This is a genomic window from Streptomyces sp. MA5143a, from assembly GCF_900290235.1.
Classification (GTDB): Bacteria; Actinomycetota; Actinomycetes; order Streptomycetales; family Streptomycetaceae; genus Streptomyces.
This window is the reverse complement of record NZ_OLMK01000126.1, coordinates 30575-43929: the sequence shown is the minus strand read 5'-3', so window position 1 is coordinate 43929 and position 13355 is coordinate 30575. Positions and strand designations below refer to the sequence as shown.

General features: G+C 72.2%; 11 protein-coding genes and 1 pseudogene. 7 read left to right on the top strand and 5 right to left on the bottom strand.

Annotated elements, in window-relative coordinates; genetic code table 11:
- Positions 1 to 21 precede the first annotated feature (21 nt).
- The gene (locus SMA5143A_RS39650; RefSeq protein WP_107467640.1) at positions 22 to 1545 is read left to right on the top strand and encodes an SPFH domain-containing protein; all 1524 of its coding nucleotides are present in this window, start codon (positions 22 to 24) and stop codon (positions 1543 to 1545) included.
- A gap of 26 nt (positions 1546 to 1571) precedes the next feature.
- Here the strand turns inward: SMA5143A_RS39650 and SMA5143A_RS39645 are convergent, their stop codons facing one another.
- A complete protein-coding gene (locus SMA5143A_RS39645; protein WP_258194007.1) occupies positions 1572 to 2615 on the bottom strand; it encodes a PucR family transcriptional regulator in 1044 nt (347 codons plus the stop codon).
- A gap of 233 nt (positions 2616 to 2848) precedes the next feature.
- Between SMA5143A_RS39645 and SMA5143A_RS39640 the strand changes: the two genes are divergently transcribed.
- Positions 2849 to 3376 carry a hypothetical protein gene (locus SMA5143A_RS39640; RefSeq protein WP_107467638.1) on the top strand — a complete coding sequence of 176 codons (528 nt, stop codon included), beginning with the start codon at positions 2849 to 2851 and terminating at the stop codon, positions 3374 to 3376.
- Here SMA5143A_RS39640 and SMA5143A_RS43555 read toward each other — a convergent pair.
- Positions 3277 to 3618 carry a hypothetical protein gene (locus SMA5143A_RS43555; RefSeq protein WP_258194002.1) on the bottom strand — a complete coding sequence of 114 codons (342 nt, stop codon included), beginning with the start codon at positions 3616 to 3618 and terminating at the stop codon, positions 3277 to 3279. The genes SMA5143A_RS39640 and SMA5143A_RS43555 overlap by 100 nt on opposite strands.
- On the opposite strand from SMA5143A_RS43555, the pseudogene SMA5143A_RS39635 reads away from it, so the two are divergent.
- From SMA5143A_RS39635 to SMA5143A_RS39625, 3 genes and pseudogenes are all read left to right on the top strand, one after another.
- Positions 3590 to 4054, top strand: a pseudogene (locus SMA5143A_RS39635) (LuxR C-terminal-related transcriptional regulator); the annotation flags it as partial. The gene SMA5143A_RS43555 and the pseudogene SMA5143A_RS39635 overlap by 29 nt on opposite strands.
- Before the next feature lie 181 nt (positions 4055 to 4235).
- Positions 4236 to 5507 (top strand): heparan-alpha-glucosaminide N-acetyltransferase domain-containing protein, encoded by a 1272-nt coding sequence (locus tag SMA5143A_RS39630; protein WP_107467637.1) that lies wholly within the window; start codon positions 4236 to 4238, stop codon positions 5505 to 5507.
- A 242-nt stretch (positions 5508 to 5749) separates the two neighbouring features.
- Positions 5750 to 7063 (top strand): sensor histidine kinase, encoded by a 1314-nt coding sequence (locus tag SMA5143A_RS39625; RefSeq protein ID WP_258194001.1) that lies wholly within the window; start codon positions 5750 to 5752, stop codon positions 7061 to 7063.
- A gap of 44 nt (positions 7064 to 7107) precedes the next feature.
- On the opposite strand, the gene SMA5143A_RS39620 is transcribed toward SMA5143A_RS39625, so the two are convergent.
- Positions 7108 to 7773 carry a response regulator gene (locus tag SMA5143A_RS39620; protein WP_107467635.1) on the bottom strand — a complete coding sequence of 222 codons (666 nt, stop codon included), beginning with the start codon at positions 7771 to 7773 and terminating at the stop codon, positions 7108 to 7110.
- Between the two features lie 338 nt (positions 7774 to 8111).
- Positions 8112 to 9491: a D-alanyl-D-alanine carboxypeptidase/D-alanyl-D-alanine endopeptidase gene (gene dacB / locus SMA5143A_RS39615; protein ID WP_107467634.1), complete on the bottom strand. Its 1380-nt coding sequence runs from the start codon at positions 9489 to 9491 to the stop codon at positions 8112 to 8114.
- 286 nt (positions 9492 to 9777) lie between these two features.
- Between dacB and SMA5143A_RS39610 the strand changes: the two genes are divergently transcribed.
- Positions 9778 to 10371, top strand: a complete 594-nt coding sequence (locus SMA5143A_RS39610) for an RNA polymerase sigma factor (RefSeq protein ID WP_107467633.1) — start codon at positions 9778 to 9780, stop codon at positions 10369 to 10371.
- A gap of 1 nt (position 10372) precedes the next feature.
- A complete protein-coding gene (locus SMA5143A_RS39605; RefSeq protein ID WP_258194000.1) occupies positions 10373 to 11320 on the top strand; it encodes a CU044_5270 family protein in 948 nt (315 codons plus the stop codon).
- A 197-nt stretch (positions 11321 to 11517) separates the two neighbouring features.
- Here the strand turns inward: SMA5143A_RS39605 and SMA5143A_RS39600 are convergent, their stop codons facing one another.
- Positions 11518 to 12957, bottom strand: a complete 1440-nt coding sequence (locus tag SMA5143A_RS39600; RefSeq protein ID WP_107467631.1) for an MFS transporter — start codon at positions 12955 to 12957, stop codon at positions 11518 to 11520.
- Between the last annotated feature and the right edge of the window lie 398 nt (positions 12958 to 13355).

Genomic DNA, 13355 nt, shown 5'->3' with positions numbered 1-13355 from the left:
AAGTGATTCGGGGGCACTGTGATGAGTCCTGTCGTCGTAGCCGTGGTGGGGGTCGTGGTCCTCCTCGTCCTCCTGGCACTCGTGGTGATCACCCGCTACAAGGTGGCCGGGCCGAGCGAGGCGTTCATCGTCACCGGGCGGCGGGGGAAGAAGGCCACCGATCCGGAGACCGGGCGGGTGTTCACCGACAACAGCGGGCAGAAGGTCGTGGTCGGCGGCGGTGTGTTCGTCGTGCCGTTCGTGCAGCAGAAGTTCACGCTCGACCTGTCCTCCCGGCACATCCCGGTGGCGGTGCGCGGCGCGGTCACCCTGCGCGGCGTGAAGGCGAACCTCGACGGCGTCGCCATCGTCAAGGTCGGCGGCACCGAGGACTCCATCCGGGCCGCGGCCCAGCGGTTCCTGATGCAGCAGGACGGCATCGTCGGCTTCACCCAGGAAGTGCTGTCGGGTGCGCTGCGGGCGATCGTCGGCCGGATGTCCGTGGAGGACGTCATCCGTGACCGGGCCGCCTTCGCGGGCCAGGTGGCGGAGGAGGCGGAGGCCAGCCTGTCCGGGCAGGGTCTGGTGCTGGACGCCTTCCAGATCCAGGACATCACCACCGAGGGGTCCTATCTGGAGGACCTCGGCCGGCCGGAGGCGGCGCGGGCGAGGCAGGAGGCCGACATCGCGGAGGCCGTCGCCCGGCGGGCCGCCGAGCAGGCCCGGCTGAAGGCCGAGGAGGAGATCGCGGTCGCGCAGCGGACGTTCGCGCTGAAGCAGGCCGAGATCAAGGCCGAGACCGACGAGGCCGCGGCCCGAGCGGCGGCGGCCGGCCCGCTGGCCGAGGCGGCCCGGCAGCAGGAGATCCTCACCGAGCAGGAGAAGGTCGCCGAACGGCAGGCCGCGCTGACCGACCGGCAGCTCGACACCCAGGTCCGCAAGCCCGCCGACGCCCAGCGCTACGCGGCGGAGCAGGAGGCGGAGGCCAGGCGGGTGGCTCGGGTCAAGCAGGCCGAGGCGGAGAAGTCGGCGGGCATCGCGGCCGCTCAGGCGGAGGCCGAGCGGGCCCGGCTGACCGGTGAGGGCGAGAAGCAGCGCCGTGGCGCGCTGGCCGAGGCGGAGGCGATCGAGGGTCTGAAGCAGGGTGAGGCCGAGCGGTCCCGGCGTGGGGCGATCGCGGAGGCGGTACGGCTGGAGGGCGAGGCCGACGCGGCGGCGATCGGCGCGAAGGGCGCCGCCGAGGCCGAGGCGATGCGGAAGAAGGCGGACGCGTTCGGGCAGTACGGCGACGCGGCCATCCTCCAGATGCTCGTCGAGGTGCTGCCGCAGGTCGTGGCCAAGGCGTCCGAGCCGATCGGGGCCATCGAGAAGATGACCGTCATCTCCACCGACGGCGCCGGCCGCATCCCGCGCGTGGTCGCCGACAACGTCGCCCAGGGCATGGAACTCCTCGGCGCCACCACGGGCGTGGATCTCGCCGGGCTGCTGAAGGACGTCACGCAGCGGACCCCGGCGAACGCGGACGAGCCGGCGCGGTCGAATGGGAAGGTCGAGATCACCGGCTGAGGTGACGCCGTATCGGGAAGGCCCGCTCAGATCTCCTGGGCGGGCCAGTCCAGCAGTTGCGCCCCGATGACCGCGGTCTGGAGCGTGTACCGGTGCGTCGGGTCGGCCGGGTTCGCGCCGGTCAGCTGGTGGATGCGCTCCAGCCGGTAGGTCAGGGCCCGCACACTGAGCGCGAGCCGTCGGGCCGCCTCGGCCGCGGTGCAGCCGGCCTCGAAGTACACCTGGAGCGTGCGCAACAGCGGCTCGGCACCGCCGCGGGCGCTCCGCAGCGGCCCGAGCACGCTGAGCACGAGGTCGACCATGGCCTGCCGGTCGCGGGCGAGCACGGGGTAGACGAGCAGGTCGGCGGCGCGCACCATGGGCTCGTCGAGGCCCAGCCGGGCGGCGAGTTCGAGCGTGCTGAGTGCTTCCTCGTAGGAGTGCACCACTCCGCCGGCGCCGGGCCGGGGCCGGCCGACGGCCACGCGGCCGCCGTCCGTGGCGGCGTGCGCCTGCTTGGCGAAAGAGGTGAGGACGTCGTCCTCGTCGCCGGGTGCGATGCAGACCAACTGCCCGTTCTTGGTGGCGAGCAGGATGCGCCGGTCGCCGAACCTCGCTATCAGCGCGGCCTCCACATGGCGGGTGACCGGCGCGGTGTCGTCGTACGCCTCAGGGCCCTCGGCCACGGCGACGGCGTGCGCACGGGAGAGGACGAGGCCGAACCGTTCGGCGCGTTCGGCGAGGCGCCCCAGGTCGCTGCGGCCGTAGAGCAGGTCGTCGATGAACTCCCGCCGCGCGGCCTCCTCCTCGCGAACGGCCAGCCGTTGGGCCCGCTCGTACCCTTCGGCGAAGGCGTCGACGGCCTGCTCCACGGCGGCCAGCACGCAGTCCGCCCCGTCCGGCGTGCGTGGCCAGGAGTCACGGGTGGCGGCGAGGTGTTCGCGTACGAGGCTGCGAAGGCTGTGCCCCTCCTCCGCGGCCCGCTCACCCAGGGCACGGCGTCTGTCGAGCTCGTCCCGGGTCAGCCGACGCCCCGTGGCGGCGACCTCGGCGAGGACCTGCGCGTACCCGTCGAGATAGGTCCCTGTCACTGTGCCCCGCCCCCCGTAGCCCCTTGAGCCCTTGACGACTTCGACAACTTCGACGACTTCTATGACCTCGACGACTCCGACGACCTCTTGACGTACGTACACCGGCATCCAGACCCTAATGAACTCTGCCGGAAACCGGCAATGCGCGAATCGCCTCCGACCCCGCATCATCGGTCGTGGGGAGCACGACGGAGGGTTCGGGGGCAGGGCCGACGAGGCAGGGGGACGGGGACATGAAGACCCTGCTCGTGGCCGCGGTGGCCCCGCCCACGATCCTCCTCACCACGGCCCTCGTCGTGACCGTCGGATTCTGGCTGCTGGTCGCCGTGGGTGTCACCACGGCCGACAGCTTCGACGACGACGTGGATCTCAGCCCCTGGGGGCTGGGCGGAGTCCCCGTGGCCGTGGCCCTCTCACTGCTGACGGCGACCTCCTGGGCCCTCGCCGTGGGAGCGACGAGCGCACTCGCCGCCTCCCTGCCCGCGGGGCCCGCTGCGTGGCTGCTGCGCGTGACCGCCCCGGCCGGAGGGCTGCTCGCCGCCTGGTGGCTGGTCCGTCTGTCCGTACGAGGAGTGCGCCGCCGCCGCTCCCTGCGTGAACCACCGGGGCCGGCCGGAGCTGTGCCACGCGGAGGCGGCCAGGGAAGCGGCCAGGGAAGCGGTCAGTCCGCGGGGCGGCCGTGCCCCCTTGCCGCCAGTACGGCGCACACCGCCGCCAGCGGCAGCTCCGCGCCGAGCGCCATCGCCGCCGCCGAGACCTGATCCGCGCCCGGTGCCGCCGTCATCGTGTCGAACCAGGCGTCGACCACCAGCAGCGTGGCGGCGACCGTGGCCGTGAGCGTGTGCAGGCGGTGGCCTCGTACGGACAGCAGCCCCGTGGTGATCAGAGCCACGGCCTCCGCGGCGTCCAGACCGATCCACACCGTACGCCAGTTCGAGGCGAGGGTCGCTGTGGGCAGCCAGGACGCCGCGCTGGACGAGGGGGTGCGCGCCGCGCTGGTCATCAGGCAGCAGTGGCCCGGCACGGCGGTCCTGCTGCTCTCGCAGTACGTGGAGGAGCGGTACGCGGCCGATCTGCTGTCCGCCCACACGGCGGGGATCGGCTACCTGCTCAAGCAACGCGTCGCGGACGTCGAGGAGTTCGCCGACACACTGCGGCAGGTGGCCGAGGGCGGCACCGTACTGGACCCGCAGGTCGTCTCCCAGCTGCTGGTACGCCGCCACAGCGACCCGCTGGACCGGCTCACCCCACGGGAACGCGAGGTCCTGGAGCTGATGGCGGGCGGACGGTCCAACGCCGGAATCGCCGCGCGGCTCGTGGTCAGTGAGAGCGCGGTGGCCAAGCACATCAACAGCATCCTGGCCAAGCTCGACCTGCCGAAGGCCGCCGCGGACCACCGCCGGGTACTGGCCGTCCTCCGCTTCCTCGGCGTGACCTGAGACGGACCGACCGGACCCGGACCCACGTCGACGACACGGCACAGGCGTTTCCCGGTGCCCGCCGGGCACCGGAGTCGTTCTCGCCGATGGCCGATCGGCTCGGCGTCCTCCGCCATTCGGCCAGGGCGGTCCGGAAGCTCGGCAGAGGCGTCCGGGTGCCCGGCGCGGCGACGTTGGGAGCATGACCCGGACAGAGATCTCACACGAAGCGTCACCTCCGCCGCGGACGGCACCGGTTGGGCCCGTGGACGGGGGCGAGCAGCCGTCGTCGGTGGGGCGGTTGGTCGGGGTGGACCTGGCCCGCGCGCTGGCGGTGTTCGGCATGTTCGCCGTACACGTCGCCCCACCTGCCGAGGACGTGGGTGGCTTCGCCGGCCGGCTGCTGGAACTGACCGAGGGCCGGTCGTCGATCCTGTTCGCCACCCTCGCCGGGTTCTCGCTGATGCTGATCGCCGGCCGTCGGGAGCCGAAGACCGGCCTGGCCGGCCGGCGGGCGAGGGCCCGGATCGTGATCCGTGCCCTGGTCCTGCTGGTACTGGGCACCGTGCTGACGATGCTCAAGACCGGCATCCTGGTGATTCTCGCCTTCTACGGGGTGTACTTCCTGCTGGCACTGCCCCTGATACGACTGCGGGCCAGGACCCTCGCGATCATCGCGGCCGTGCTCGCGGTCGTCGGGCCGCAGGCGGCGTTCGGCCTGAAGTGGCTGCTGGGGGAGTCGACGGCGAAGAGCATCGACGCGTACGACCCGATCGCCCGGCTCGGCGGCGACGGACTGCTGGGCCTGCTGCTCGACGGTTACTACCCCGCGATCACCTGGATGCCGTTCGTGATCGCCGGCATGGCTCTGGCCCGGCTCGACCTGGCCGCCGGCGTGGTGCAACGGCGGCTGGCCGCGCTCGGCCCCGCGCTGATGGCGCTCGGATACGGCACCGCCTGGCTGACGGCAAGGCTGTACCCGCCCATTCAGGCGGACAGGGCCGCTCTGAAGGAAGCCTTCGCGAACCTGGATCCGAACTCCATCGAGTCCCTGCGACCGGGATCGCCGGCCTTCGACTACATCAACAGCAAGGTGACGGACAGCGCGAACATGGTCGTGTCGCTGCTGGGAGCCGAGCCGCACAGCGGTACGACCTTCGAGATCATCGGCGGCCTCGGCGTGGCGATCACCGTGCTCGTCTGCGCGACCGTGGCCATGGCCCGGCTGACCTGGCTGCGCCGGCTGGCGAGCCCGCTCATCGCCGTGGGCACCATGTCCCTGACGCTCTACGTCGCCCACGTCGCCGCCTACGCCATGCTGCCCGACGGAACCGCCGGCACCACCTTTGTGCCGCTGCTCGGGTTCATCGCCGGGTCCATCCTGTTCGCCACCGTCTGGTCGCGCTTCTTCCGCCGCGGACCGCTGGAGTACCTGCTCAACAGCACCACCAGACTGGCGAAGTTCGTCCGGTGAGACCCGGCGTGCCAGGGCAGGCCCACCCTTCGCCCGAACGAGGCCGGCTCCCGGCCGGGACCGGACACGGTGACCACGGATCCTGTGCTCGGGTACGCTCGGCGCCGGCCACGGGCGACCGGTCGTCACCGCCGCACCGCTGTGGCCGGTACCCCGGTCCGGGTGGCCCGGGTACGGCCGCGCTCACGGGGCGGGCGGCAGCCCGGCCCGCCGGCCACCACCACCGTCGTCGTGGAGGCGCCGTGGCCCGTTGGGCGAGACTCGCCGAGGTCGTCACCGCCGAGGCGACGACGGCCTGGCGGTACCAGGCACGACAGGGCAGGTTGCTGCTGGCGTGGTGGTTGTGCGCGCCCGTCACGGCGATCGTCACCGGCGTCATCAATGTGGCCGGGCAGCCCGCCATGGCGATCTGTCTGCTGGCCGCCGCGGTCGCCCTGCTCTGCCGGTTCACCCGGCCGATCGCCTCGCTGCTGGTGGGGACCGGCATCGCGACAGCGCCGTTGATCTGGCCGAGCACGTCCCTGGCGGCCTTCCTCTGGCCGGTGACCGTGATGCTCGCCTACGCGGTGGGCCGCCAGGTGCCGGAAACCCGCCGCGCCGTGGCCGCCCTGACGCTCTGCGCCGCCGTGCAGTCCGCGGCCGACTTCGTCGAGCGGGGCGTCGGGTGGAAGGCCGCCCCGGCGGATGTCGCCCTCACCCTGGCCCCCGCCGTGCTGGTGGTGGTGCTGCCGGGCGCCATCGGCATGCTCCAGGGTGAGCGGATCCGGGCCATGGACGCCCTTCGGGAACGCAACGCCCTGCTGGAACGCGCCAACCTGCTCGGCGAGTCGCAGGCACGCATGCAGGAGAGGGCGCGCATCGCCGGCGAGATGCACGATCTGCTCGGGCACCGGCTCAGCCTGATCGTCCTGTACGCCGGGGCCCTGGAGCTGCGCACCCGCACCACGGCCCCGGAGATCAACGAGCAGGCCGACCTGCTGCGCACCACCTCCCGGACCGCACTCGACGAACTCCGCACCGTGCTGGGCATCCTGCGCCTCGACGGAGCCGAACGCCTCGACGGCACCGAACGGGTGGTCGGCACGCGCGAGGATGTCGGCGACCTGGTCACCGAGGCCCGGCACGCGGGCCTGCCCCTCACCCTGTCCTGGAGCGGCGACGACCTCACCGACGCCGACGCCGGCGTCCGCCGAGCGGTGAACCGCATCGTGCGCGAATCCCTCACCAACGTCCACAAGCACGCCCCCGGCGCGCCCACGCGGCTGACCGTCACCGTCGACGCCGACAAACTCACCATCCACGTACGCAACGCCGCACGCCCGCCCACCGTCCCGCCGCCCAGCAGCGGCCTGGGACTGGCCGGCCTGCGCGAGCGAGCCCACCTGGCGGGCGGCGACTTCACCGCCGGCACGGACCCGCGGACCGGCGACCACGTCGTCACCGCCGAGCTGCCCCTGCGCCGGGGAAGCCCGGGCCCGACGAGCCCGACCACGGATCCATCCACCCGCCCCGACCGGCAGACGCCCGCCTCCCGGACCGGCTCCGAAGACCGGTGACACAGGGGCAGGGCGCGCGAGAGGATCGGCTCGGGCAGCTCGGATCAGGGACGGCTGCCCGGCGGAAGGACCCCGGCGTCGTGCGCCAGGATCGCCGCCTGGACCCGGTTGGTGCAGCCGAGGGCGGAGAGGATGCGGCTGACGTGAGCCTTGGCGGTGCCCTCGCTGATCAGCAGTTCCTTGGCGATCTCGGCGTTGGACGAGCCCTCATGGAGCAGGGACAGCACGTCGCGCTCGCGGTCGGTGAGGGCCGAGACACGGCGCCGCGCCTCGTCGACCTGGCTCAGGTCACGGTTGACGTGACGTTCGATCAGCTGCCTGGTGACCCGGGGGGAGAGGATGGGCTCGCCGGCGGCCGCCACCCGGACGGCCCGGATCAGGTCGTCGGGCGGGGTGTCCTTCAGCAGGAACCCCGCGGCGCCGCAGCGCAGCGCCCGGGTGACGTAGTCCTCCTCGCCGAAGGTGGTCAACATGACCACGTGCGTCCGCGGTGCCACCCGTCTCATCTCGGCGGCCGCGGCCAGCCCGTCGACGCCGGGCATACGAATGTCCAGCAGGGCGACGTCGACGAGGTGGGTGCGAGCGAGCTCGACGGCGCCGGCACCGTTGTCCGCCTCGGCCACGATCTCGATGTCCCCGGCGGCTTCGAGCACGAACCGGATCCCGGCGCGGATCAACGCCTCGTCATCGGCCAAGAGCACTCGAATCACCCTGCCACCCCCCTCAGTCGGCCGCGAAGCCCTCGACGACCGACACACGAGCCGACCCCGGCCAGGACACGGCGAGCGCCGCAGGCATGGGCACCCCCATTATCGACAGCCGCCGCACAGGCACACACCGAACGCTGATGTACACCGTTTCAGGCCGGTCCGCCGGTCCGCCGGTCCGCCGGTCCGCCGGTCCGCCGGTCCGCCGGTCCGCTCCCGGCGCGGCAGCGCTCGGTGATCATGCGTGTCGGTCCGCGGGCCCGGCCGCGTCAGCGCCGTCTGATCGTGTGCCCCGGGGCATCCGCACCCGGGGCACACGTTCGCGTCAGGTCCAGCAGCTGTTATGCCCAGCAGCCGTTCACGGTCGCGGCGAGGCCGTCCATCGCGTCCTTGATGGCGCTGCCACTGGCCGTGGAGTCGTTCTCCACGAAGGAGAACACCTTCCACCGGCCGTCCTTGCCCTGCGTCAGGCCGCTCAGGGCGATGGCGCCGGTGAGGGTGCCGGTCTTCGCGTACACCTTGCCGACGGCGCACTTGGAGTTCGCGTCGTCGAAGCGGCCCCACTCCGGGCCGAGCGTGCTGCCGGCCTCGCCCGCGACGGGGAGGCCGTCGCGGATCGAGCTCAGGCGGTGCTCGTAGCGCTTCTCCGTCAGCAGGTCGAGGATCTCCGCCAGGGTCCGGGCCGGGATGCGGTTGGCACGGGAGAGGCCGCTCCCGTCGTACATCTGGAAGTTCTCCAGCGACACTCCGTACCGCCGGCTCAGCACGTCGCGCACGACCGTCGTGCCGCCCTCGAACGTGGCGGGCTGCCCGGCGCCCAGCGCGGTCATCCGCAGCAGGGTCTCGGCGATGTTGTTGTCGCTGACCTTGATCATGCGGTGGACGATGTCCGACAGCTTGGCGGACCTGTGCCGCGACACGGGAACGTCGGTGATGTCCGCCGTCCGGCGGGTGACGTCGCCGTCCACGGTGATGCCGTCGGCGGCGAGTTGCCTGGCGAAGACCTGTCCGGCGTCGATCGAGGTGTCGTCGACGGCGTGTCCGTCCACGACGAGGGCGCGGACCGGGGCGACGTCCCCGGGGAAGTAGTCGGCCTTCCAGCCGTTGGCCAGGGTCGGTTCGGGGAAGAGGCTGTCGTCCACCGCGACCTTCACGGTGGTCAGGCCCGCCGCCTTCAGCCCGGCCACCGCGTCCTTGGCCATGTCGCCGAGGTCCGCGCTGGTCAGGGTGCGGTCACCGCCACCGACGAGGGTGAGGGTGCCGTCGCCGTAGACGACCTTCGTCTTGAACTGGTGGTTCGGGCCGAGGACGGTCAGGGCGGCGGTCGCGGTGGCGAGCTTGGTGTTGGACGCCGGCATCAGCGCGGTCGCGGCGTTGTGGCCCCAGATGACGTCGTTCGACTCGGCGTCCAGCACCACGCCGCTGACGTTGCTGCCCAGGCGCGGGTCGTTGACGCGGGTCTCGAGGTTGGCGGCGATCGCCTGGTCGGCGGGGCTCAGGTCGTCCTTACCGTCCGGGGCCCTGTCGGGAGCCGTCGCGGTGGTGTTCCCGTTGGCGGCGAAGGCCGAGGGCCCGGCGAGCGCCGCCGACGCGACGGGCACGGCCATGGCGAGGACCAGGGCTCGGCGGGCACCCGCGCCGAGCTGCTTCGGCTTGCGGTGCCGGTGGTGACCACCCGGGGTGAAGGCGGGCGGGGGCACGGCCTCGGTTCTGTCAGTCATGGGGGGACTTTCCGTGATGTACGCCGACGGAAGGACAAGTCGACGTGGTGGGGAGGGGTTTGGCCCTGAGGCACGAAAACGATCAGGGTCGCACAAGTGGTCACATGAACCCCACGGTTCACGGAAGACGACTCACAAGTAAGAGACAGAGATCACAGGTTCACGCACGCCACTCGACCCGGATTCCCGAGGGCGTCGCCGACTGTTCACCGTGAACCCTCCTGGCCGCTTCGGACAACAGGGGGTGGAATGCACTCACTCCTACTGCAAGAAGAAGCGAGGCCTCGTGGGGGAGCCACCCACCGACGACGCGCTGGTCATCCAGGAATCCCTGGAGCGGCCGGAGATATTCGCCAGGCTCTACGACAGACACGCCGCCGAGATCCACCGGTATGTGATGCGCCGTCTCGGCGACAGTCACGCCGACGACATCACGGCGCAGACCTTCCTCATCGCCTTCCGCACGCGCGCCCGCTACGACGTCGCGCGCGCCAGTGCCCGGCCGTGGCTCTACGGCATCGCCGGCAACCTCATCGGCAGTCACCGCCGCTCCGAAGTACGGGCGTTGCGGGCGCTGGCCCGTACCGGCGTCGACCCGGTGGCCGAGTCCTGGTCGGAACGGGCCGATGAGCGGGTGACGGCCGAGGCCTCGCAGCAGGCGCTGGCCGGGGCGATCGCGGCCCTGCCCGGGAAGGACCGGCATGTGCTGCTGCTGGTCGCCTGGGCGGATTTCACCTACCAGGAGTGTGCCGACGCCCTCGGGGTGCCGGTCGGCACGGTCCGCTCCCGGCTGAACCGGGCGCGGCGCAAGATGCGTAAGGCGCTCGGCGCCGATCCCACCCTCGTCAGCGACCACCACGGGGCGGTAACCCATGGATGACATGACCAAGATGCACGAGTTCCGCGCCGATGCGCCGACCCCGGACCGGGCGCGGCTGGTACCCGGCCGCCAGAGGCTGCTGGGAGCAGCGCAACAGGGCTCTGCCCGCAGGATGCGGCTGGACTGGCGCGTGACGACCGCGGGGGTCGCCGCGACGGTGGTCACCATCGCGGTGCTGGCGGCCCTGCTCGTCGGTGGCGATGGCCCCGAGCGAAGCGTGCAGCCGGCAAGCCCCAACCTGGCGTCCGCGACGGCACTGCTGGAGCAGGCGGCGGAAGTGGTGTCGCGGCAGCCGGATCCGCATCCGCGCGACGGCCAGTGGGTCTACCTGAAGACCGCGCAGTGCCGATACGGAGCGTCGGACGCGGCGCCCGACGCCAAGCCCGAGGTGAGCGAGGAGTGGGTCCAGTACGACAGCCCCGTGAGGGAGGACGACGAGGACGGCGACACCGAGCCCTCGCAGCGGCGGCTGTATCGCCTGCTCGCCTCGCTGCCGGACGACCCCGCCGAGATCCGGAAGCAGGCGGCGGACCTGTTCCCCATGGGCAAGGACACCGGCTTGACGCGTGAGCAGGCCGAGACCTTCGCGCTCCTGACCACCCTCAACGAGGCCTATCCCGTGCATCCGCAGGGGATGGCCAGGCTGTACCGGGCCCTGGCCGCGGACCCCGGGATCGAGGTGGTCCCGCACCTGGTGAAGGACCCCACGGGGCACGACGCCATCGCCATCTACCCGGACCTGGGCAGCGAGGCCGTCCAGCGCAGGGAGTACCTCCTCGACCCCGACACCTTCCAGTACCGGGGGACCCAGTCGGTAGCGGTGCGCGACTACGAGGAGAAGTACGAGGACGGCTCGTCGGCCGGGCGCTCGCACAAGAAGGGCGACGTCACGTTCTGCGAGATGAAGACGACCCAGTCCCTCGTCGACCGGGACGGCGAGAAGCCCTGAACCGTCCGGGCGGAAGGGGCCCGGTGCTCGCGAGCCGTTCGGCGGGCCGCCCCGGCGGCCCGCTCCGCCACGGCGAACTCACCGCTCCGGGCGTCCTCGTGGACGGCGTTGCCGACGGCGCCGCCGTCCACGACGCCCGAGCCCCGCACCGCGTGCTCGTGGGCTGCCGTCGAGGTCCGGGGAGCCGAGGCACCCGGTCATCGGCCTTCTACGAGGACGGTGTGTGCGTGCGACGCCGCAGCTGCTCCGTAGGCACCCGGCCCGACCCGGCGTCGGCGGGCGCGAACCGCCAGGATCGACAGGAGCATGCCCACCCCGGCCGCGATCGCGAGCAGCAGACACGCGCCGGACAGGCCCGCGGCCAGAGCGTCTGCCGCCCCGTCCCCTTCCGAGCGCCGTGACTCCCCCACCGTCGCGTTGACCGTTGCCACAGCGGCCGTGAACGCTGCCGCGCCGATGTACCGGGCCATGTTCGAGATACCTGACGCCGCTCCGACCTCGTCGGCGGACACCGACGACGTGGATGCCGAACTCGCCGGACCGTTGACGAGCCCCAGACCTGCGGCCAGGAGCACGAGCGGCAGGACGAACGCCACGTACCGCCAGTCGCCCTGGACGAACGACAGCAGTACGCAACTGGCCGTCGCCGCCGCGAAACCGGCGGCGATCACAGGCCCGATGCCCAGCCGCTGAACCATCCGGGGCACAAGGGGCGTGACCGCGATCAGCCCCACCGTCGCGGGCAGCGTGGCCAGGCCCGCCTGGAACGGGCTCAACGCCAGCGTGGCGGGGTCCTGGAAGTAGAGGCTGACCAGATACATCAGCGCGTTGATCACACCCGCGCTCAGCAGGATTCCGACCGTCGCCCCGATCAGTACGCGATTCTTCAGCAGGCGCAGCTCGACCAGAGGTGCTTCGACCCGCCGCTCCACCGCGACGAACGCCACGCCCGACACCAACGCCAGCGCGAAGCACCCCAGCACCGCGCCCGAGGTCCACCCCCATGTGGCCCCCTCGCTGAGTGCGAGCAGCGCCGGGGCGAGCACGGCGGCGATCAGCACGGTCCCCGCGAAGTCGATCGAGCGGCTGCGATCCGGATCGCGGGATTCGGCGACGCCTTTCAGCGTGAGCGGTACGCAGGCGAGCGCGATCGCCGCATCGATCCAGAACAGGCCCTGCCATCCTGTGCCGTCCACCAGGACACCGCCGAGCAGCGGCCCGGCAGCGGCACCCACCGCCGACGCGCCACCCCACAGCGTCACCGCCCGTACCTGCCCCTCTCCCGACGTGGACACGGACAACAGGCTCATCCCGCAGGCCAGGATCGTCGCCCCCGCCGCCCCCTGGATCGCCCGGCCCGCGATGACCCCGCCTCCGCTGTCGGAAAGCGCGATGAGCACGCACGAGGCGATGAACAGTGCCAGGCCGCCCAGGAAGACCAGCCGCCGTCCGAACACGTCGCCGAGCGCCCCCGACGTGACGATCACCGCCGCTCCCACCAGCGAATACCCGGTGACGGCCCATTGCAGGACTTCGAGCGACGTACCGGTGTCCGCACTGATCGCCGGAAGCAGGATGCTCACGGCCGAGGTGTTCGCGTTGACGACCAGAGTCGAGAGGCACGTCGCGATCAGCACCGCCGTCGGCGCCGACCGGGCGGCGCCTCCAGGTCCCGCCTCATGTGCCCGGACATCCACACAGGCAGGTTCACACGCGCCGCGTCACCCCGCAGCCCGGGGAGGCCGACCGGCGGCTGGTCGCGTGGCCCGACGCCCTCAGCGGTTCACCACCCCGGGCCGGTCAGCTCCAGCCACTCGGCGGGGGCGGGCGGCGTTCTCCCGCGGAGCCGTCGTCTCCCGCGGAGCCGTCGTCTCCTGTGGCGGCTGTGTCTGTGTCATACGGCAAATCTCGTGTGGCCGTCAGGAGTCGGACCATCCGGCAGGCTTCGGCAACTCCCCCGCCGACCGGCCGGTACCGCCCCGCCGACCGGCGGAACAGCGCCGCGGCGGCCGGTCGGCGGTCCCGGACGGCCAAC